This window comes from Streptomyces sp. NBC_01525 (assembly GCF_045040405.1).
GTDB lineage: Bacteria > Actinomycetota > Actinomycetes > Streptomycetales > Streptomycetaceae > Streptomyces > Streptomyces benahoarensis.
Genome location: NZ_CP109397.1, coordinates 122,250 through 144,331, shown reverse-complemented (window position 1 = coordinate 144,331; position 22,082 = coordinate 122,250). Strand labels below are relative to the sequence as shown.

Genomic DNA, 22,082 nt, shown 5'->3' with positions numbered 1-22,082 from the left:
GCTCTGAAATGCCCACTCCATACCTTGCTTGTTCAGGTCCGACGTGAGCGGACCGCCGGCAGGTGAATTGAGGAGTCGGATCCATGGCAGGTATGGCGGTGCGGAACTTCTCGTCGTCGGAGGGAAGGATGCCGGGTGCCGGTCTGCTGCAGCGCCTGGCAGAGCACGCTGCCCGCACGCCGGACCACCTCGCGGTAACCGGTCACGGAGCCTGCTGGAGCTATCAGGACTTCGCGGCGGAGACGGACCGGCTGGCCGGACGGCTACGGGCGTCAGGCGTGGCTGCCGGCGACACGGTAGCCGTCCATGCGCGGCGCGCCCCCGCGCTGGCCCTGGCGCTGACCGCGGTGGCGAAGGCGGGCGCGGCCTTCACCGTGCTGGACGAGGCATACCCACTGGAGCGGCTTCGCCGGTATGGGGAGCAGGCGCGGCCGTCGGCCTGGATCTCCTGCGTTCCGGACGGAATCCCGGCCGGGCTGGCCGACGGCCCGGTGCTGAGCGTGGGGACACGTGACGTGACGGGTGCACGCGAAACCAGCGGGGCAACCGCAGACCTGACCACTCAGCCGAACCCCGAGCACCCCGCCTACCTGGTCTTCACCTCGGGCACCACCGGTCGCCCCCGTGCGGTCCGGGGAACCTGGGAACCGGTCGAGCACTTCCTGGACTGGTACGCCACAGCCTTCGATCTCGGCCCCGGCGACCGGTTCGCGGTCCTGTCCGGCCTCGGACACGACCCCTTGCTGCGCGACCTGTTCACCGCCCTCTGGGTCGGTGGCACGATCTGCTTCCCCGACGCGGAGGTGCGCGAGGCCACGAAGGTGGCGGAGTGGCTCGCCGACGAGTCCATCACCGTGGCCCACCTCACTCCCGGCCTCGGCGACGTCCTGGCTGACAGTGCCCCTGCGGGCGGCTGGCCCGCCTTGAGGCTGACCGGTTTCGGCGGCGAGGCGGCGACCTGGCGTCTCGTCGACTCCTGGGCGGTTGCCGCTCCCCACAGCCGGGTGCTCAACATGTACGGCACCACCGAGACCCCACAGGCAGTCTCGGTCCTGACCGCCCGGGACCCCGGCCGGGAGCCGTTCGCGCCCCGGGGTGGTGCCGGCGTTCCGCTCGGTACCGGCATCGACGGCGTCGAGCTGCTGGTGCGCGGCGCGGACGGCACCCTCGCTCCGGTGTGCGACGCCGGCGAGGACGGCGAGGACGGCGAGCTGGTGGTACGCAGCCGCTACCTCGCTCACCACCTCGACCAGCCGCAGCCCGGCTCCGGCAGCGACCCCGCAACCGCAGTCGCCGAGGACCGCGACGGCGCGCGCCTCTACCGCACCGGCGATCACGTACGGCCGCGTGCCGACGGCACGCTGGAGTACCTCGGCCGCCTCGACGCGCAGATGACCGTCCGCGGTTTCCGGGTGGAGCCCGCGGAAGTCGAGGCCGCCCTGCTGGACTTCCCGGGCATCCTCCATGCCGCCGTCGTCTGCCGCAGTGGTTCCCTGACCGGCCACGTGGTCGCGGCCCCGGGCGCCTCCCCGCGGATGGCCGCCGTACGGGACTTCGTCGCGGAGCGGCTGCCCGCACATGCGGTACCGGCCGGAATCGCGCTGGTCGACGGGCTCCCGCTGACCCCCAACGGAAAGGTCGACAGGGCCGCCCTCGCCACCGCCGGGGAGAAGCGCGCAGCCGACGGCCCGACCGCCGCCGGCCAGGGGCCCAGGACCGCACGTGAGGAGATTCTGTGCGGGCTGTTCGCCGAGGTGCTCCGGGTCGACCGGGTCCACGCCGACGACGACTTCTTCGCGCTCGGCGGCCACTCGCTGAAAGCAACCCGCCTGGTCAACCGCATCCGCCGGCTGCTGGATATGAGCCTCCCGGTGAACGCGGTCTTCGACGCCCCCACCCCCGCCACGCTGGCCGCCCGGCTCGACGACGTCGGCGCCGGCCGTCCCCGGCTGGTTCCCGCCCGGCGCCCGGAACGCCTGCCGCTGTCCGCCGCCCAGCGCCGGCTGTGGTTCCTCCACGAGCTGGAGGAGACCGGCACCTCGTACAACGTCGCGCTCACCATCCGCCTTGCCGGTCCGCTCGACCGGGACGCCCTGAGCGCCGCTCTCGCCGACCTCACCGACCGGCAGGAGGTGCTGCGCACCGTCTACCGCCAGGCCGACGGCGAGCCCTACCAGCAGGTGCTCTCCGCCCATGAGGCGCGGCCTGACGTCCCGGTCGTGTCCGTCGACGAGAGCGGGCTCGACGGCGAGGTCGCCAGGGCCGCCCGGTACCGGTTCGACCTCGCCGCCGAAGCACCGCTGCGCATCGTGCTCTTCAGGCTCGGTGAGGACCGCCACGTACTGCTCCTGCTGCTGCACCACATCGCGACCGACGGCGGCTCGCTCGCCCCCCTCAGCCGTGACCTGTCGGCGGCCTATGCGGCACGGCTCGGCGGCGCCGCCCCCGACTGGCAGCCGCTGTCCGTCCAGTACGCCGACTACACCCTGTGGCAGCTCGGCACCCCGGGCACGGAGCCCGGCAACACCCACGGCGGTCAGGAGACGCCGGACGATCTCGCCTACTGGGAGAACCGCCTGGCCGGCATTCCCGAGGTGCTCGAACTGCCGACGGACCGGCCCAGACCCGCCGTCGCGGCGGGCCACGGCGCAGTGGTCCGCTTCACCATCGACGACGAGCTGCACCAGCGGGTCACCGCACTCGCGCGCCGCATGGGCACCACCGTCTTCATGGCGGTCCAGGCGGGCTTGGCCGCCCTGTTCACCCGCCTCGGCGCCGGCACCGACATCCCCATCGGCACCGCGGTGACCGGCCGCGGGGACGAGGCGCTGGACGACCTCATCGGCTGCTTCGCCAACACCCTGTGCCTGCGCACGGACACCTCGGGCGATCCCACCTTCCGCGAGCTGCTCGGCCGGGTACGACGCGATGACTTGGGGGACTTCGCCCACCAGGACATCCCTCTCGACCGCCTGGTGGAACATCTCAACCCGAGCCGCTCGCTCGCCTACCACCCGTTGTTCCAGACCATGCTGACCTTCCAGGGCAGCGATCGCTTCGAGTTTCGGATGCCGCACCTGACGGCCGAGATCAGCACCGTCGACAAGGAGTCCGCCAAGGTCGACCTGTCCTTCGTCTTCCAGGAGCGGACCGGCCCCGACGGCGTGCTCACCGGCCTGGACGGCAGGCTGGAGTACGCCACCGATCTCTTCGAAGCGGAGAGCGCCGGGGCGCTGGCTGCCCGTCTGGTGCGCCTGTTGGAGTGCGTCGCTGATGACCCGGATCGGGTGATCAGTGGCCTGGATGTCCTCGATCCGGCTGAGCGCGCCCAGTTGCTGCACGAGTGGAACGACACGGCGCATCCGGTGCCCGATACCACGTTGCCCGAGTTGTTCGAGGCTCAGGTGTGCCGCACGCCGGACGCGGTCGCGGTGGAGCACGGTGGCACCACTCTCACCTACCGGGAGCTGAACGAGCGCGCCAATCGGATCGCCCGCCACCTCGTTGAGCGGGGGGTGGGCCCGGAGAGGTATGCCGCGGTGGCGCTGCCCCGCTCGGTCGACCTGGTCGCCACCCTGCTTGCGATCGGCAAGGCGGGCGGCGCCTATCTGCCCCTGGACCTGTCCTACCCCGCCGACCGCACCGCCTTCATGCTCAGCGACATCGCGCCGGTCACCGTCGTCACCACCTCCGCACTCGCCGGTGAGCTGCCCGCCTCCCCGTCCCAGGTGGTGCTCGATGCCCCGGACATGGCGAAGGCGCTGACGGACATCGATGCCCGGAACCTCACCGACGCCGATCGCCTGGCGTCGCTGACCCCTGCCCACGCCGCCTTCGCCATCTTCACCTCGGGTTCCACCGGCCGGCCCAAGGGCGTGATGGTCGAACACCGCTCGCTGGTCCGCTACCTCGCCTGGGCCCGCCGGGCCTACGACAGCGTGGCCGGAGGTGCCCTGGTGCACTCCCCGGTCTCCTTCGACCTGACGGTGACCGGCCTCTTCGCCCCGCTGACCGCGGGCGGCTGCGTCCAGCTGGTGGAACTGGACGGGAATTCCCCGGCCGACGCGATCGCCGACGGCTTCAGGCCGACCTTCGTCAAAGCGACCCCCAGCCATCTGCCGCTGCTGATCGAACTCGCCGACAACTTCTCGCCCTCCGACCAACTGGTCCTCGGCGGGGAATCGTTGATGGGGGAGGTGCTCGACGAGTGGCGGGCCCGGCATCCCGGCGTGACCGTGATCAACGAATACGGCCCGACGGAGACCACGGTCGGCTGCACCGAGTACCGGATCGCCCCGGGAGACGTGGTGCCGGCCGGTGTGATCACGATCGGCCGGCCCATCTGGAACACCCGGATGTACGTGCTCGACGCCCGGCTCCAGCCCGTGCCGGCCGGTGTCCCCGGCGAGCTCTACATAGCAGGCGACCTGGTCACCCGCGGCTACCACGGCCGTCCGAAGCTGACCGCCGGCCGCTTCGTGGCGGATCCGTTCGGGCCGCCCGGAGCGCGCATGTACCGCTCGGGCGACCTGGCCCGCTGGAACCGCTCGGGCCTCCTGGAATTCATCAGCAGGGTGGATCACCAGGTGAAGGTGCGGGGCTTCCGCATCGAACTGGGCGAGATCGAATCGGTCCTCGGGGCCCACCCCGACATCCAGCAGGCTGCGGTCGTCGTACGGGAGGACCAGCCGGGTGACAAGCGCATCGTCGCCTACGCCGTCCCGGCGTCCCCCGGGCTCGCCCCGGCCGCTGTCCGCTCCTACGCCGCCGAGCGGCTGCCGGACTACATGGTGCCTGCGGCCGTCGTGCTGCTGCCCGAGCTCCCGCTGACCGCCAACCGCAAGCTGGACCGCGCCGCACTGCCGGCTCCGGAAGCCGAGCGGGCCATGGCGGGCCCCGCCCCCAGGACCGCACGCGAGGAGACGCTGTGCGGACTGTTCGCAGAGGTACTCGGCCTCAGCCGGATCGGCACGGGCGCCGACTTCTTCGAGCTGGGCGGACACTCCCTGCTGGCGATACGTCTGATCAGCCGGGTCCGCTCTGCCTTCGACGCCGAACTCCCCCTGCGTGCGCTGTTCGAAGCGCCGACGGTGGCAGGCGTGGCCGCGTACCTGGACAGCGCGGACCGGGAACGGGAAGCCGGCGGTCAGCAGGGGCAGGCGGCACGGTGCCGGCTGGAGCCGCAGCCGCGGCCCGAGCTCGTCCCGCTTTCTTATGCCCAGCAGCGGTTGTGGTTCCTGAGCCGGTTGGAGGGTGTGGGGGCTACGTACAACGTGCCGTTGGTGTTGCGGTTGTCGGGTCGGTTGGATGGTGCTGCGTTGGGGGCGGCGTGGGGTGATGTGGTGGGTCGGCACGAGAGTCTTCGGACGGTGTTTCCGGAGGTGGATGGTGTGCCGCGGCAGCGGGTTTTGCCGGTGGGGGAGGGGGTTCCTCGGCTGGGGGTGGTGGAGGTGGCTGGGGCGGAGTTGGGGGCGGTGCTTGCGGGGGCGGCGCGGTACGGGTTTGTGCTGGATGCGGAGGTGCCGGTGCGGGTGTCGTTGTTCCGTACGGGGCCTGGGGAGCACACGCTTTTGGTGTTGATGCATCACATTGTTGCTGATGGTTGGTCTGTGGGGCCGTTGTTGGGGGATTTGTCGCGGGCGTATGGGGCGCGGTTGGCGGGGTTGGCTCCGGTGTGGGAGCCGTTGCCGGTGCAGTACGCGGACTACACGCTGTGGCAGCGACAGCTCCTCGGTGACCCCGAGGACGCGACCGCCCTGCTCGCCCGGCAGACCGCCTACTGGACCGAACGCCTCGCCGGGCTGCCGGAGCTGACCGAGCTACCGCTCGACCGCCCGCGTCCGGCCGTCGCCTCCCACCAAGGCGAGCGGGTCCTCTTCCACATCGGTCGGGACACGCACCGGGCGATCACCACACTGACCCGTGAGACCGGGGCCACCGTTTTCATGGTGTTGCAGGCGGGGGTTGCGGCGTTGCTGTCCCGTATGGGGGCCGGCACCGACATCCCGATCGGTACGGCGGTGGCGGGGCGCAGCGACGAGGCGCTGGAGGACCTCGTCGGGTATTTCGTGAACACGTTGGTGCTGCGTACGGACACGTCGGGTGACCCGGGTTTCCGTGAGCTGCTGGAGCGGGTGCGGGAGACGGACCTCGGGGCGTTCGCCCACCAGGACGTGCCCTTCGAGCGCCTCGTCGAGGTGCTCAACCCGGCCAGGACGCTCTCGCACCACCCCCTGTTCCAGGTGATGCTGGTCCTTCAGGAGAGCGCGGTGGACCCGGCCCTGCCGGGTCTGGCCACCGAGGTGGAGGACCTCAGCGCAGGAGCGGCCAAGTTCGACCTCACCCTCAGCGTGGTGGAGAGTGAGAACGGCATCGACGGCAGCCTCGGCTACGCCTTGGACCTCTTCGACCGCGAGACCGCCCGGGACCTCGCCGACCGCCTGGTCCGGCTCATCGAGGCAGCCGTCGCCGCCCCCGACCGGCCCCTCGGCGAGCTGCCCGTCCTGCTCGACGACGAGCGCCGCACCATCCTGCGCGAGTGGAACGACACCCGGGCACCCCTACCGGACGGCTCTCTCACCGACCTCTTCCGGGCCCAGGTCGCCCGCACCCCGGACGCGCCCGCGCTGCGCCTGGGTGACCGGACGCTCACCTATGCGCAGCTCGACCGCCGGGCCAACCGGCTCGCCCACCGGCTCATCGCCGAGGGCGTCGGTAACGAGACCCCGGTGGTGCTGCTCCAGGAGCGCTCGTTCGATGCGGTGGCCGCCATCCTCGGCGTCCTCAAGGCAGGCGGAATGTATGTCCCGCTCGACACCCGCTACCCGGCCGCGCGCATGCGGACGGTCGTGGAGCAGAGCGGGGCATCCATCGCCCTCGTCGACGGCAGCGTCCGCGGCCGGGGACCGGGGCAGGAGCCGCTGCTCCCGGACGGCATGACGGTGCTCTCGGCCGCCGAAGACCCCGGCGTGAGCGACGGCCAGGACCACGACCCGGGCCTGGCCGCCCACCGCGGACAGTTGGCCTACGCCATGTTCACCTCGGGCTCCACCGGAATTCCCAAGGGTGTTGCCGCGACCCACGGAGGAGTCGCCGCGCTCGCGGCCGACCCGGCCTTCGCGGACGGCGCGCACCGCCGGGTGCTGCTGCACTCACCGCTGGCCTTCGACGCCTCGACGTACGAGCTGTGGGTGCCCCTGCTGTCGGGCGGCGAGGTCGTCATCGCGCCGCCGGGCGAGGTGGACGTGAACGTGCTGCGGGGGCTGCTCACCGGAGCCGGCCTGACCGCGGCCTTCTTCACCACCGCACTGTTCAACCTGCTCGCGGAGGAGGAAGACAACCCGCTGGCTGCTCTCCGCGAGGTGTGGACCGGGGGCGAGGCGGGCTCGCCCGCGGCCCTGCGCAGGGTGACCGAGCAGTGCCCGGGCACCACTGTCGTCCACGTGTACGGCCCCACCGAGACCACGACCTTCGCCACCTGCCACCCGGTCCGCACCTCGTACGACTACCCCGGTGTGCCTCCCATCGGCGGGCCCATGGCCAACACCACCGCATATGTGCTGGATGCGGGGTTGTGTCCGGTGCCGGTGGGTGTGGTGGGGGAGTTGTATGTGGGGGGTTCTGGTTTGGCGCGGGGGTATGTGGGTCGTTCGGGGTTGACGGCGGGGCGGTTTGTGGCGGATCCGTTCGGGGTGCCTGGGGCGCGGATGTATCGCACGGGTGATGTGGTGCGGTGGTGCCGGTCGGGTGAGTTGGAGTTTGTGGGCCGTGTTGATCATCAGGTGAAGGTGCGGGGGTTCCGTATCGAGCTGGGTGAGGTCGAGGCGGTGTTGTCGGGGCATGGGTTGGTGCGGCAGGCCGTGGTGGTGGTGCGGGAGGACCGGCCGGGGGATCGGCGGGTGGTGGCGTATGTGGTGGGTGAGGCGGATGCTGCCTCGTTGAGGGCGTATGCGGTCGAGCGGTTGCCGGAGTACATGGTGCCGTCGGCGTTCGTATCGCTGGCGGAGCTGCCGCTCACCCCCAACGGCAAACTGGATCAACGTTCCTTGCCTGCGCCCGACTTCGCCGGTCATATGGCGGGAAGGGCTCCGCGTACCGAGCGGGAGGGGCTGCTGTGCTCCCTCTTCGCCGAGGTACTCGGCCTGGAGCAGGTCGGCGCCGACCGGAGCTTCTTCGACCTGGGCGGGCACTCGCTGCTGGCCACCCGGCTGATCAGCCGCATCCGCTCCGCCTGCGGGGCCGAGGTCGGCATCCGCACTCTGTTCGAGAACCCAACCGTGGAAACCCTGGTGGGCCGGCTCGCGGACGCCGCGCCGGCGCGGCCGAAACTGCGGCCCAGAACGAGGTCTGAGGAGACGTTGTGATTCCGCTTTCTTATGCCCAGCAGCGGTTGTGGTTCCTGAGCCGGTTGGAGGGTGTGGGGGCTACGTACAACGTGCCGTTGGTGTTGCGGTTGTCGGGTCGGTTGGATGGTGCTGCGTTGGGGGCGGCGTGGGGTGATGTGGTGGGTCGGCACGAGAGTCTTCGGACGGTGTTTCCGGAGGTGGATGGTGTGCCGCGGCAGCGGGTTTTGCCGGTGGGGGAGGGGGTTCCTCGGCTGGGGGTGGTGGAGGTGGCTGGGGCGGAGTTGGGGGCGGTGCTTGCGGGGGCGGCGCGGTACGGGTTTGTGCTGGATGCTGAGGTGCCGGTGCGGGTGTCGTTGTTCCGTACGGGGCCTGGGGAGCACACGCTTTTGGTGTTGATGCATCACATTGTTGCTGATGGTTGGTCTGTGGGGCCGTTGTTGGGGGATTTGTCGCGGGCGTATGGGGCGCGGTTGGCGGGGTTGGCTCCGGTGTGGGAGCCGTTGCCGGTGCAGTACGCGGACTACACGCTGTGGCAGCAGGAGGTGCTGGGTTCGGAGGAGGATCCGGACAGCTTGCTGTCGAAGCAGTCGCGGTACTGGCAGGAGCAATTGGCCGGGTTGCCGGAGCTGACCGAACTGCCCCTCGACCGGCCACGTCCCGCCACCGCCACCCACCAGGGATGCTCGGTTGCCGTGCGCCTCGACGCCGGGACACACCGCGCCCTCGATGCACTCGCCCGCCGTACGAACACGACGATGTTCATGGTGTTGCAGGCGGGGGTTGCGGCGTTGCTGTCCCGTATGGGGGCCGGCACCGACATCCCGATCGGTACAGCGGTGGCGGGGCGCAGCGACGAGGCGCTGGAGGACCTTGTCGGGTTCTTCGTGAACACCTTGGTGCTGCGGACCGACACCTCCGGTGACCCGGGATTCCGCGAACTGCTGGAGCGGGTGCGGGAGACGGCCCTCGGGGCGTTCGCCCACCAGGACGTGCCGTTCGAGCGGCTGGTGGAGCTCGTCAACCCGGGCCGCTCGTTGGCCTACAGCCCGCTGTTCCAGGTGATGCTCGTCCTGCAGAACAACGCCGGAGGCAATCCGGCGCTGCCGGGCCTGGCCACCGAGGTGGAGGACCTCAGCGCAGGAGCCGCCAAGTTCGACCTCACTTTCAGCCTGCACGAGCACCGTGCGGCCGACGGCACCCCCGACGGCATCACCGGCGGCCTCATCTACGCCACCGATCTCTTCGAAGCGGAGAGCGCCGGGGCGCTGGCTGCCCGTCTGGTGCGCCTGTTGGAGTGCGTCGCTGATGACCCGGATCGGGTGATCAGTGGCCTGGATGTCCTCGATCCGGCTGAGCGCGCCCAGTTGCTGCACGAGTGGAACGACACGGCGCATCCGGTGCCCGATACCACGTTGCCCGAGTTGTTCGAGGCTCAGGTGTGCCGCACGCCGGACGCGGTCGCGGTGGAGCACGGTGGCACCACTCTCACCTACCGGGAGCTGAACGCGCGCGCCAATCGGATCGCCCGCCACCTCGTTGAGCGGGGGGTGGGCCCGGAGAGGTATGCCGCGGTGGCGCTGCCCCGCTCGGTCGACCTGGTCGCCACCCTGCTCGCGATCGGCAAGGCGGGCGGTGCGTATCTGCCGGTGGATCCGGAGTATCCGGCTGAGCGGATTGCGTACATGCTGGAGGACGCTCGTCCTGTGTGTGTGGTGTCCGACTCGGTGACGGCTGATGCGTTGCCTGGTGTGGCGGGTCTGGTTCTGCTGGATGACCCGGGTGTCGTGTCCGGTATTGCTGCTGTGGACGGCGGTGATCTCACGGACGGGGAGCGGAGTGCTCCGTTGCAGTGGGGCTCTCCGGCGTACGTGATCTACACCTCCGGCTCCACGGGACGGCCCAAGGGCGTGATCGTCACCCATGGCGGCATGGCCAGCCTGTCCCTGACCCAGATCGAGGCGTTCGACGTCACCTCCGACAGCCGGGTGCTGCAGTTCGCCTCCCCGAGCTTCGACGCCGCCTCCTGGGAGTTGTGCATGGCGTTGTTGTCGGGGGCGCGGTTGGTGTTGGCGTCGTCGGAGGAGTTGTTGCCGGGTGCGTCGTTGGTGGAGGTGTTGGCGCGGCATGGGGTGACGCATGTGACGTTGCCGCCTGCGGCGTTGGGGGTGTTGCCGGAGGGTGGGTTGCCGGACGGGATGACGTTGGTGGTGGCGGGTGAGGCGTGTCCGCCTGGGCTGGTGGGGCGGTGGTCTGCGGGGCGTCGGATGGTCAATGCGTACGGGCCGACGGAGACGACGGTGTGCGCGACGATGAGTGGCCCGTTGGTGGGGGAGGTGGTGCCGCCGATGGGGCGGCCGATCGTCAATGCCCGGGTGTATGTGCTGGATGCGGGGTTGTGTCCGGTGCCGGTGGGTGTGGTGGGGGAGTTGTATGTGGGGGGTTCTGGTTTGGCGCGGGGGTATGTGGGTCGTTCGGGGTTGACGGCGGGGCGGTTTGTGGCGGATCCGTTCGGGGTGCCTGGGGCGCGGATGTATCGCACGGGTGATGTGGTGCGGTGGTGCCGGTCGGGTGAGTTGGAGTTTGTGGGCCGTGTTGATCATCAGGTGAAGGTGCGGGGGTTCCGTATCGAGCTGGGTGAGGTCGAGGCGGTGTTGTCGGGGCATGGGTTGGTGCGGCAGGCCGTGGTGGTGGTGCGGGAGGACCGGCCGGGGGATCGGCGGGTGGTGGCGTATGTGGTGGGTGAGGCGGATGCTGCCTCGTTGAGGGCGTATGCGGTCGAGCGGTTGCCGGAGTACATGGTGCCGTCGGCGTTCGTATCGCTGGCGGAGCTGCCGCTCACCCCCAACGGCAAACTGGACCACAAGGTGTTGCCGGCGCCCGAGTGGGGTGCGGAGGGGGCCGGGCGTGCGCCGCGTACGCTGCAGGAGGAGATCGTGTGCGGTCTCTTTGCGGAGGTGCTGGGGCTGGAGCAGGTCGGCGCCGACCGGAGCTTCTTCGACCTGGGCGGGCACTCGCTGCTGGCCACCCGGCTGATCAGCCGCATCCGCTCCGCCTTCGGCGTGGAGCTGCCGATCCGGGCGCTCTTCGAAGCCCCGTCCCCCGCAGCCCTGGCCGGGTGCGTCGAGGGCGCCGGCCGTGCGCGCACCGCCCCCGTGCCGAGGGAACGGCCCGACGTGCTGCCGCTGTCCGTCACCCAGCGTCCGCTATGGGTGCTCGACCGGTTGGAGGGTGTGGGGGCTACGTACAACGTGCCGTTGGTGTTGCGGTTGTCGGGTCGGTTGGATGGTGCTGCGTTGGGGGCGGCGTGGGGTGATGTGGTGGGTCGGCACGAGAGTCTTCGGACGGTGTTTCCGGAGGTGGATGGTGTGCCGCGGCAGCGGGTTTTGCCGGTGGGGGAGGGGGTTCCTCGGCTGGGGGTGGTGGAGGTGGCTGGGGCGGAGTTGGGGGCGGTGCTGGGCGAGGCGGCGCGGTACGGGTTTGTGCTGGATGCGGAGGTGCCGGTGCGGGTGTCGTTGTTCCGTACGGGGCCTGGGGAGCACACGCTTTTGGTGTTGATGCATCACATTGTTGCTGATGGTTGGTCTGTGGGGCCGTTGTTGGGGGATCTGTCGCGGGCGTATGGGGCGCGGTTGGCGGGGTTGGCTCCGGTGTGGGAGCCGTTGCCGGTGCAGTACGCGGACTACACGCTGTGGCAGCAGGAGGTGCTGGGTTCGGAGGAGGATCCGGACAGCTTGCTGTCGAAGCAGTCGCGGTACTGGCAGGAGCAATTGGCCGGGTTGCCGGAGCTGACCGAACTGCCCCTCGACCGGCCACGTCCCGCCACCGCCACCCATCAGGGCGATGACGTGGAGGTACGGATTTCCCCCGATCTCCACCGCCGGCTCGGTGCGCTGGCACGGGCAACCGGGGCCACCGTTTTCATGGTGTTGCAGGCGGGGGTTGCGGCGTTGCTGTCCCGTATGGGGGCCGGCACCGACATCCCGATCGGTACGGCGGTGGCGGGGCGCACCGACGAGGCGCTGGAGGACCTCGTCGGGTATTTCGTGAACACGTTGGTGCTGCGTACGGACACGTCGGGTGACCCGGGTTTCCGTGAGCTGCTGGAGCGGGTGCGGGAGACGGACCTCGGGGCGTTCGCCCACCAGGACGTGCCGTTCGAGCGGCTGGTGGAGCTCGTCAACCCGGCCAGGACGCTCTCGCACCACCCCCTGTTCCAGGTGATGCTGACCGTGCAGGGCCACCAGGCGGGCACCGCCGAAATGCCGGGCCTGCGAGCCGAACCGGTGGCGGCGGAGACCTCGGCCGCCAAGTTCGACCTGGCTTTCAGCCTGCGCGAACACCACGATGAGACGGGCGCCCCGGACGGCATCACCGGCGGCGTCGTGTATGCCACCGACCTCTTCGACCGCGACACGGTCGAGGCACTGGTCACGCATCTGGCGCGGTTGCTGGAGTCGGCGGCGGCCGACCCCGAGTGCCCGGTCGGGCTGCTGGAGGTGCTGTCCGAAGGGGAACGCAGCCGGTTGCTGGAAGAGTGGAACGACACGCGGCGCGACACTGCCGTGGGGACCTTGCCGCAGTTGTTCGAGGCCCAGGTGAGCCGTACGCCCGATGCGGTGGCAGTGGAGTACGGCTCCACGACGGTGTCGTACGCGGAGGTGAACGCGCGAGCAAACCGGCTGGCGCGGTACCTGGTGGGTTCGGGCGTCGGGCCCGAACGCCTGGTGGCGGTGGCGCTGCCCCGCTCGGTCGAGTGGCTGGTCACGGTGTTGGCGGTGGTCAAGGCGGGTGGTGCGTATCTGCCGGTGGATCCGGAGTATCCGGCTGAGCGGATTGCGTACATGCTGGAGGACGCTCGTCCTGTGTGTGTGGTGTCCGACTCGGTGACGGCTGATGCGTTGCCTGGTGTGGCGGGTCTGGTTCTGCTGGATGACCCGGGTGTCGTGTCCGGTATTGCTGCTGTGGACGGCGGTGATCTCACGGACGGGGAGCGGAGTGCTCCGTTGCAGTGGGGCTCTCCGGCGTACGTGATCTACACCTCCGGCTCCACGGGACGGCCCAAGGGCGTGATCGTCACCCACGCGGGCATCGCGAGCCTCGCCACCGGCCAGATCGAGCGCTTCGATGTGCGCTCCGACAGCCGGGTGCTGCAGTTCGCCTCCCTGAGCTTCGACGCGGTGATCTCCGAACTCTGCATGGCGTTGTTGTCGGGGGCGCGGTTGGTGTTGGCGTCGTCGGAGGAGTTGTTGCCGGGTGCGTCGTTGGTGGAGGTGTTGGCGCGGCATGGGGTGACGCATGTGACGTTGCCGCCTGCGGCGTTGGGGGTGTTGCCGGAGGGTGGGTTGCCGGACGGGATGACGTTGGTGGTGGCGGGTGAGGCGTGTCCGCCTGGGCTGGTGGGGCGGTGGTCTGCGGGGCGTCGGATGGTCAATGCGTACGGGCCGACGGAGACGACGGTGTGCGCGACGATGAGTGGCCCGTTGGTGGGGGAGGTGGTGCCGCCGATGGGGCGGCCGATCGTCAATGCCCGGGTGTATGTGCTGGATGCGGGGTTGTGTCCGGTGCCGGTGGGTGTGGTGGGGGAGTTGTATGTGGGGGGTTCTGGTTTGGCGCGGGGGTATGTGGGTCGTTCGGGGTTGACGGCGGGGCGGTTTGTGGCGGATCCGTTCGGGGTGCCTGGGGCGCGGATGTATCGCACGGGTGATGTGGTGCGGTGGTGCCGGTCGGGTGAGTTGGAGTTTGTGGGCCGTGTTGATCATCAGGTGAAGGTGCGGGGGTTCCGTATCGAGCTGGGTGAGGTCGAGGCGGTGTTGTCGGGGCATGGGTTGGTGCGGCAGGCCGTGGTGGTGGTGCGGGAGGACCGGCCGGGGGATCGGCGGGTGGTGGCGTATGTGGTGGGTGAGGCGGATGCTGCCTCGTTGAGGGCGTATGCGGTCGAGCGGTTGCCGGAGTACATGGTGCCGTCGGCGTTCGTATCGTTGGCGGAGCTGCCGCTCACCCCCAACGGCAAGCTGGATCAACGTTCCTTGCCTGCGCCCGACTTCGCCGGTCATATGGCGGGAAGGGCTCCGCGTACCGAGCGGGAGGGGCTGCTGTGCTCCCTCTTCGCCGAGGTACTCGGCCTGGAGAAGGTCGGCGCCGACGACTCCTTCTTCGAGCTCGGCGGCGACAGCATCCTGTCCATCCAGCTGGTGAGCCGGGCACGCTCGGCGGGCCTGCTCTTCTCCGCCCGTGAGGTTTTCACCCATCAGTCCGCCGCCGCGCTGGCCACTGTCGCCGGAGCGACGGCCCCGGCGGCCGGGGCGGAACGGCAGGAGGGAACCGGGAGTCTCGCGGCGACACCGATCATGCACTGGCTTCGGGAGCTCGGCGGTTCCTGGAAGGGCTTCAACCAGTCGATGGCCGTTCAGGTGCCCAAGGGCGCTGACCCGGCCCGGCTCAGGACCACCGTCCAGGCCGTACTGGACCACCACGACGTGCTCAGAATGCGCGCCGTGCCGACCGCCGACGACTGGGAACTGTCGGTGCCTCCCCGTGGTGCGGTCTCCGCCGAGGACGCCCTGCGCAGGGTGCCCGCGACCGGCCTCGACGCGAGGGCCTGGGAAGCGCTGGTCGAGAGTGAAGGCGAGACGGCACGCGCAAGACTGGCACCCGACGCGGGCGTGATGGTGCAGTTCGTCTGGTTCGACCGCGGGCCGCAGTGCCCGGGACGACTGCTGATCGTGGCGCACCACCTCGTCATGGACGGCGTCTCCTGGCGCATTCTCCTGCCGGACCTCGCCGCGGCCTGGCAGGACACGGCAGCCGGCGGCCGTCCGGAGTTGGCGCCGGTGCCGACTTCCTTCCGTCGCTGGAGCCGCCTGCTCGCCGAGAACGCCGGCACCTCGGCCCGTACCGCCGAACTGCCCAGGTGGCAGGAGCTGGCGGGGGCGGCGGACCCGCTGCCCGGCACCGGCACACCGGACCGTGCCCGGGACGTGGCCGGCACGACCCGGTCGCTCACCGAGCGCCTGCCGTCCGAGGTGACCCAGGCGCTGCTCACGACCGTACCGGCGGCCTTCCACGCCGGTGTGAACGACGTGCTGCTGAGCGGGCTCGCGCTGGCCGTGCTGGAGCGACGGCGCGCCGGGTACCGGGAAGAACGCGGTACGGGGGCCGGAGGGGCAGACACCGACACCGCGCTCCTCCTCGACCTGGAAGGGCACGGCCGCGAGGAGATCGTCCCGGAAGCCGATCTCTCCCGTACCGTCGGCTGGTTCACCTCGCTCCATCCCGTCAGCATCGATCCCGGACCAGTGACCGACGACGAACTGCGGGCGCCGGGCGCCGCGTTGGGACGGGCGCTGAAGCGCATCAAGGAACAGCTGCGGACGCTGCCCGACAACGGAATCGGCTACGGCATGCTGCGCCATCTCCGGTCCGACGGCGCGGCCGCACTCGCCGGCCGTCCGGCGCCGCAGATCGGCTTCAACTACCTCGGTCGATTCCCCGCGATGGCACCCGCCACGGGGTCGGCGCGGAGCACCGCGGACGCCGCCGACTGGGCGGTCGTCCCCGGCGTACGAGGGCCGCTGCCCCGTGATCCGGACATGCCGGTCGGCCATGCCCTGGAGATCAACGCCATGACCCAGGACCTCCCGGACGGGCCCGAGCTCACTGTGACCTGGTCCTGGCCGGCCGCACTGTTCGACGAGGACGACATCGCCGCGCTGGCCGCCGCGTGGTTCCGGATGCTCGGCGCGCTCGCCGAGCACGCCGAGGCCCCGGATGCCGGTGGCTACACGCCGTCCGACCTGAGTCTGGCCGCACTGAGCCAGGACGAGATCGAGGACCTGGAAGCAGAATTGAGGGACATCATATGAAGGCTTCGAGACTTGAAGACGTCCTGCCGCTCTCGCCGCTGCAGGAAGGACTGCTCTTCCACGCGCTCTCCGACGAGCAAGGCACCGACGTCTACCACACCCAGCTGGTCATGGAGCTCGAAGGGCTGCTGGACGTCGAGCGGCTGCGCTCCGCCGCGCGCGCCCTGCTGCGGAGACACGCCAACCTGCGGGCCGGGTTCCGGCAGCGCAAGAACGGCCAGCCCATCCAGGTGATCCTCGGGCAGGTGCCGCTGCCGTGGGCCGACGTCGACCTGACGCCGCTGCCCCCGGAAGAACGACAGCAGGCACTGGAGACGCTGCTGGAGGAGGACCGGGAACGCCGGTTCGTCCTGTCGGCCGCACCCGTGGTGCGATTCACGCTGGTACGACTGGAGGAGCGGCGCCACAAGCTCGTCCTGACCAGCCATCACATCCTCATCGACGGCTGGTCCGCGCCGATCCTGCAACGCGAACTGCTCACGCTGTACGCGAGCCACGGCGACCCCTCGGGCCTGCCCGCCGTCACTCCGTACCGCACCTACCTGGAATGGCTCGCCCGGCAGGACGCGGACGCCGCCAAGGAGGCATGGCGGCACGCGCTGGCGGAGCTGGCCGGCCCCACCCTGGTGGCGGCGCCGGATCCACAGCGCGCGCTGATGCTTCCCGAGTACCACACCACCACCCTCTCCGAGGAGCTCACCGCGGCCCTCACCGGCCGGGCACGGGCTCACGGCCTGACCGTCAACACCCTGTTGCAGGGCGTGTGGGCGCTGGTCCTCGCGGAGCTCACCGGGCGGGACGATGTCGTCTTCGGCTCGGTGGTGTCCGGCCGCCCGCCGGAGATACCCGGTATCGAGACGATGGTGGGCCTGTTCATCAACACCGTTCCGGTCCGGGTGCGCCTGGACCCGCGGGCCTCCCTCGCCGACAACCTCGCCCGGTTACAGGGCGAGCAGTCCCTGCTGCTCGACCATCAGCACCTCCGCCTCGGTGAGCTGCAGCGGCTCGTCGGCGCCAGTGACCTCTTCGACACGGCGCTGACCGTCGAGAACTACCCGGGCGGTGGCACCGCGGGGACCGGCGCCGACGGGCTGCACGTCACGGGCGTCTCCGGCAAGGACGCGGCCCACTACCCCCTGCGGCTGATCGCGGGTCTGCTCGGCAGCCGGCTCCAGGTGCGCCTGGAGTACCGCCCCGACCTGTACCGCCCGCAGGCCGCCCAGGCCCTCGTCGCCTGGATCGAAGCGCTCCTGCGGGCGGCGACGGACGACGCCGGGCGTATGCTCGCCCACCTGCCGCGGCCCACCGACGAGCAGCGGGCGGCCTTCCCCGAGACGGTGAGGGCGCACGAGCACAAGGCGGCGCACGAGACCGGGGCCGACGACGCGGACTGCGGAGAGGTGGCCTTGGCCACACGGACCGCGGATACGCCTCTCACGCCATCGGAGGAGATCCTGTGCGGTCTCTTCGGCGCCCTTCTCGGGCACGACAAAGTCGGAGTGGAGGACGACTTCTTCGCACTGGGCGGTCACTCGCTGTCCGCCATCAAGCTACTCAGCCGGGTCCGCACCGCCTTCGACGTCGAATTGCCGATCCGTACGCTGTTCGAGGCGCCCACGGTGGCGGCGCTGGCCCGGCGCATCGGTCAGGCCGGGCAGGCCCGGCCCGCGCTGACTCCCGGCGAGCGCCCCGAGCGCGTCCCGCTCTCCTTCGCCCAGCAGCGCCTGTGGTTCATGCACCGCCTGGAGGGCCCCAGCGCCACGTACAACATCCCCATGCCGCTGCGGCTCACCGGGCCGCTCGACCGGGCGGCACTGGCCGCGGCGCTGAGCGACCTGACTGCCCGTCACGAAAGCTTGCGCACCGTCTTTCCCGAGGCCGACGGCGTTCCCTACCAGCACATCTTGGATCCCGAACAGGCACGCCCGCAGTTCGAGTCGGTCGAGTCGTGCAACGGGACGAGCGCGCGGCAGCTGCTCGACGCGTCACGGTACGCCTTCGACCTGACGCAGGAGATCCCGCTGCGCGCCACACTGCTGCGGATCTCCGAGCGGGAGCACATCCTGCTGCTGCTCGTGCACCACATCGCAGGGGACGGCGGCTCGGTCGCACCGCTGCTGCGGGACCTGGCCGAGGCCTACACCGCGCGGCACGCGGACAGCGCACCTGCATGGACGCCGCTGCCCGTCCAGTACGCCGACTACACGCTCTGGCAGCGGCAGCTCCTGGGCAGCGAGGACGACCAGGAAAGCCTGCTGGCCGAGCAACTCGCCTTCTGGCGGAAGACGCTGTCCGGGGCGCCCGAGCAGCTGGTCCTGCCGGCGGACCGCCTCCGCCCCGCGGTACCCGACCACCGCGGCGGCACCGTGGAGTTCGCCCTCGACGCGGTCACCCATCAGCACCTCGCCGAGCTGGCGAAGGCCGCTGACTGCACCTTGTTCATGGTGGTGCAGGCCGGACTCGCCACATTGCTCACCAGGCTCGGAGCCGGCCAGGACATTCCGCTCGGCACCGCTGTCGCGGGCCGCACCGACCAGGCGCTGGAAGACCTGGCCGGCTTCTTCGTCAACACTCTCGTGCTGCGCACCGACACCTCGAACGATCCCACCTTCCGTGACCTGCTGCGCCGGGTCAGGGAAACGGACCTGGCGGCCTACGCGCACCAGGACGTGCCGTTCGAGCGGCTGGTGGAGGCCGTGAACCCGGTGCGGACGGCCGCCTCGCACCCACTCTTCCAGGTGATGCTGACCTTCCAGAACAACGCCCGGCCCCGGCTCGAACTGCCGGATGTCACCGTGGGTTTCGAGGGGTTCGGGGTCGGCGTCGCCAAGTTCGACCTGAGCTTCAGCATCGCCGAGACCAACGGCCCCGATGGGCGGCCCGCGGGACTGCGCGGCGTGATCGAATACGCCGAGGAGCTCTTCGACCCGGGCACCGTGCGGACCCTCGCCGAGCGCTTCGCCCGGCTGCTCGCCTCGGCAGCGGTCGAGCCCGCCCGGCCCCTCAGCAGGCTCGACCTGCTCTCCGACGCCGAACGCCGCGCGGTGTCCGACGCCTGGCAGGGACCTCCCGGGAGCGAGGCGCCCGCCACGCTCCCCGAGCTGTTCCGGCGGCAGGTGGACCGCACCCCGCACGCACCGGCGGTGGAGGCGGCCGACGCGACCTTGACCTACGCGGAGCTCGACGCCCGGGCCAACCGGCTGGCGCACCACCTCATCGCCCGTGGGGCAGGCCCCGAGCGCCTCGTGGCCCTCGCATTGCCCCGGTCGGCCGCACTGGTCACCGCCGTTCTCGCGGTGTCCAAGGCGGGCGCCGCGTATCTGCCGCTCGACCCCGACTACCCGCGGCGGCGGCTCGATCTGACGCTCGCCGACGCCGCGCCCGACTGCGTCCTGACCACGGCCGAGTTCGCCGGCCGGCTGTCCGCGGGAGAGGCCGCCGTCGTCCTGCTCGACGACCCGGCCACCGCAGCGGCCCTGGAGGACGGCGACGGCATCGCGCCCGCCCCGGCCCTCCTGCCCGACCACCCCGCGTACGTGATCTACACGTCGGGCTCCACCGGCACCCCCAAGGGCGTCGTCGTACCCCACAGCGGCCTGGCCGGGCTCGCCGCCAACCACCGCTCCGTGCACGGGGCGGGGGAGGGCAGCCGGGTACTGCAGTTCGTCTCGCCCGGCTTCGATGTGTCGGTCTCCGAGCTGTGCATGGCGCTGCTCACCGGCGGCTGCCTGGTCGTCGCCGACCAGGTCCCGGTCGGCGGCGAGCTCGCCGCCTTCCTCGCCGAGCGCCGGATCACTCACGCGCACATCCCGCCGGCCGTCCTCGACAGCGTCCCCGCCGCCGCCCTCCCCGACCTGGGGACCCTCATCACCGGCGGCGAGGCGTGCACCCCCCAGCTGATCGACCGCTGGGCGACCGGCCGGCGCATGGTCAACGGCTACGGCCCCACCGAGATGACCGTCGAGGTCACCTGCGCCGTCAACGACCCGGAGGAGGACGGCCCGGCATCCATCGGCCGTCCGCACCGTGACGTCCGCGTCCACGTGCTGGACGATCGGCTCCAGCCGGTACCTCCCGGTGTCCCCGGCGAGCTCTACCTCTCCGGCCCCGGTATCGCCCGCGGCTATCTGCACCGGCCGGGCGCCACCGCCGCGAGCTTCGTCGCCGACCCGTTCGGCGGGCCGGGCAGCCGGATGTACCGCTCCGGTGACCTCGGCAGGTGGCGTGAGGACGGGCGCCTCGACTTCCTCGGGCGCGTCGACGACCAGGTCAAGCTCCGCGGCTTCCGCATCGAACCCGGCGAGATCGAGGCCGTGCTCGGCCGGAGGGCAGGCGTGGCCAGGGCGGCGGTGACGGTCCGTGAGGACCGCCCCGGCGACCGCAGGCTGGTGGCCTACGTGATGCCCGAGGACCCGGACGGCGCGGACCTGGACGCCGCCCGGCTGCGGGCGGACCTCGCCGAGGAACTCCCCGCGTACATGGTGCCGTCGGCGGTCGTCCTGCTCGACGCGCTGCCGCTGACCCCCAACGGCAAGCTGGACCACCGGGCGCTGCCCGCCCCCGAGGCAGGCAGGGGCGGCGGGCAGGGCCCCCGCTCGGCACACGAAGAGGTGCTGTGCCGGCTGTTCGCCGAGGTGCTCGGCGCCGAACGCGTCGGCATCGACGACAACTTCTTCGAGAGCGGCGGGCACTCCCTGCTCGCTTCCCAGCTGGCCGGGCGCATCGGCCGCGCACTGGGCGTCGAGGTGCCACTGCGGGCGGTCTTCGAGGCCCCCACCCCTGCCATGCTCCTGCGGCGGCTCTACGGCGACGGTGACCATACCGACGGCTTCGGCGAGCTGCTGCCGCTGCGCACCACGGGAGAGCGGCGTCCGCTGTTCTGCGTGCACCCGGTGGGCGGCCTCGGCTGGTGCTACTCCACGCTGCTGCCCACCCTCGATGCCGACCAGCCCCTGTACGGGCTCCAGAACAAGGGCCTGGCCGGTGGCGAACCGCTCACCGCATCCTTTGCGGAGCTGCTCACCGGCTATGCGGAGCAGATCCGCTCCGTCCAGCCGACCGGGCCCTACCGCCTGCTCGGCTACTCGATGGGCGGTGTGCTGGCCCATGCGCTCGCCGTGGCACTGGAGCAGCAGGGCGAATCGGTGGAACTCCTGGTGCTTCTCGACTCCTACCCCGTCGAGCCTGGCATGAAGGGGGAGCTGACCAAGGAGCAGGTGCTCACCGACATGTTCCAGGCGTACGCGCGGATCCACGGCGACCCGGACCAGGTCCCCGCCGATCCGGCCGAGACACGGGCCCGCGTCGTCGATTACATGGGGCGTGGTGCCAGCGAATCCCGGTATTTCGACGACGAGCAGCGTGGCACGGTCCTCGATGTCCTCATCAACAACGTGACTCTGGTGCACCCCACGGAACTCGGTGTGTTCACGGAGGACGTGCTGCTGGTGGCGGCGACCGAGAACGTGCGGCCCTGGGCGGACCCGCAGGCGTGGCAGCCCTTCACGGCGGGCGGTTTCGAGCGTTACGAGATCGCCGCGACACACGAGGGCCTGCTGGCCCCGGAGCCGGCCGCGGAGATCGGCCGCATTCTGTCGAAGCGTCTGTGACGGCGGGCTGACGGATTTCCGGTACGCAGTCGTGTTTCATCCGGTGGCGGTGGGCTGTACAAGGCCACCGCCACCGCCACCGGCATGTGCCGTGCCGATTCCGGTGCTGCTGAGAATGAAGTAATGCAATATTCCCGCGATAAGAGGTCTGATTAATGTCGCCCCCGAATGCGTGAAGTTGACTGACGGCTCATGAACGTGACGGTCATCCCGGGTGGAGGCGAAACTCGTGCGGGACAGTGCGGGCGAAAACGGCGCAGCGGCCG

General features: G+C 70.7%; 3 protein-coding genes. All 3 read left to right on the top strand.

The features are described from left to right. Positions 1 to 83: 83 nt before the first annotated feature. From OG422_RS00510 to OG422_RS00500, 3 genes are read left to right on the top strand one after another with little or no spacing between them, the layout of a single operon-like run. Positions 84 to 8,363 (top strand): amino acid adenylation domain-containing protein, encoded by an 8,280-nt coding sequence (locus OG422_RS00510; RefSeq protein WP_405738355.1) that lies wholly within the window; start codon positions 84 to 86, stop codon positions 8,361 to 8,363. Then, positions 8,360 to 16,207 carry an amino acid adenylation domain-containing protein gene (locus tag OG422_RS00505; protein ID WP_405738352.1) on the top strand — a complete coding sequence of 2,616 codons (7,848 nt, stop codon included), beginning with the start codon at positions 8,360 to 8,362 and terminating at the stop codon, positions 16,205 to 16,207. Before OG422_RS00510 ends, OG422_RS00505 begins: the two co-directional genes overlap by 4 nt. Next, positions 16,204 to 21,816: an amino acid adenylation domain-containing protein gene (locus tag OG422_RS00500; protein ID WP_405738349.1), complete on the top strand. Its 5,613-nt coding sequence runs from the start codon at positions 16,204 to 16,206 to the stop codon at positions 21,814 to 21,816. The genes OG422_RS00505 and OG422_RS00500 overlap by 4 nt, the downstream gene beginning before the upstream one ends. The last annotated feature ends 266 nt before the right edge of the window (positions 21,817 to 22,082 follow it).

Bases quoted from the DNA above. Each gene is read 5' to 3' on its own strand.
- OG422_RS00510 (WP_405738355.1), top strand. From the start codon at position 84: ATGGCAGGTATGGCGGTGCGGAACTTCTCGTCGTCGGAGGGAAGGATG.
- OG422_RS00500 (WP_405738349.1), top strand. From the start codon at position 16,204: ATGAAGGCTTCGAGACTTGAAGACGTCCTGCCGCTCTCGCCGCTGCAG.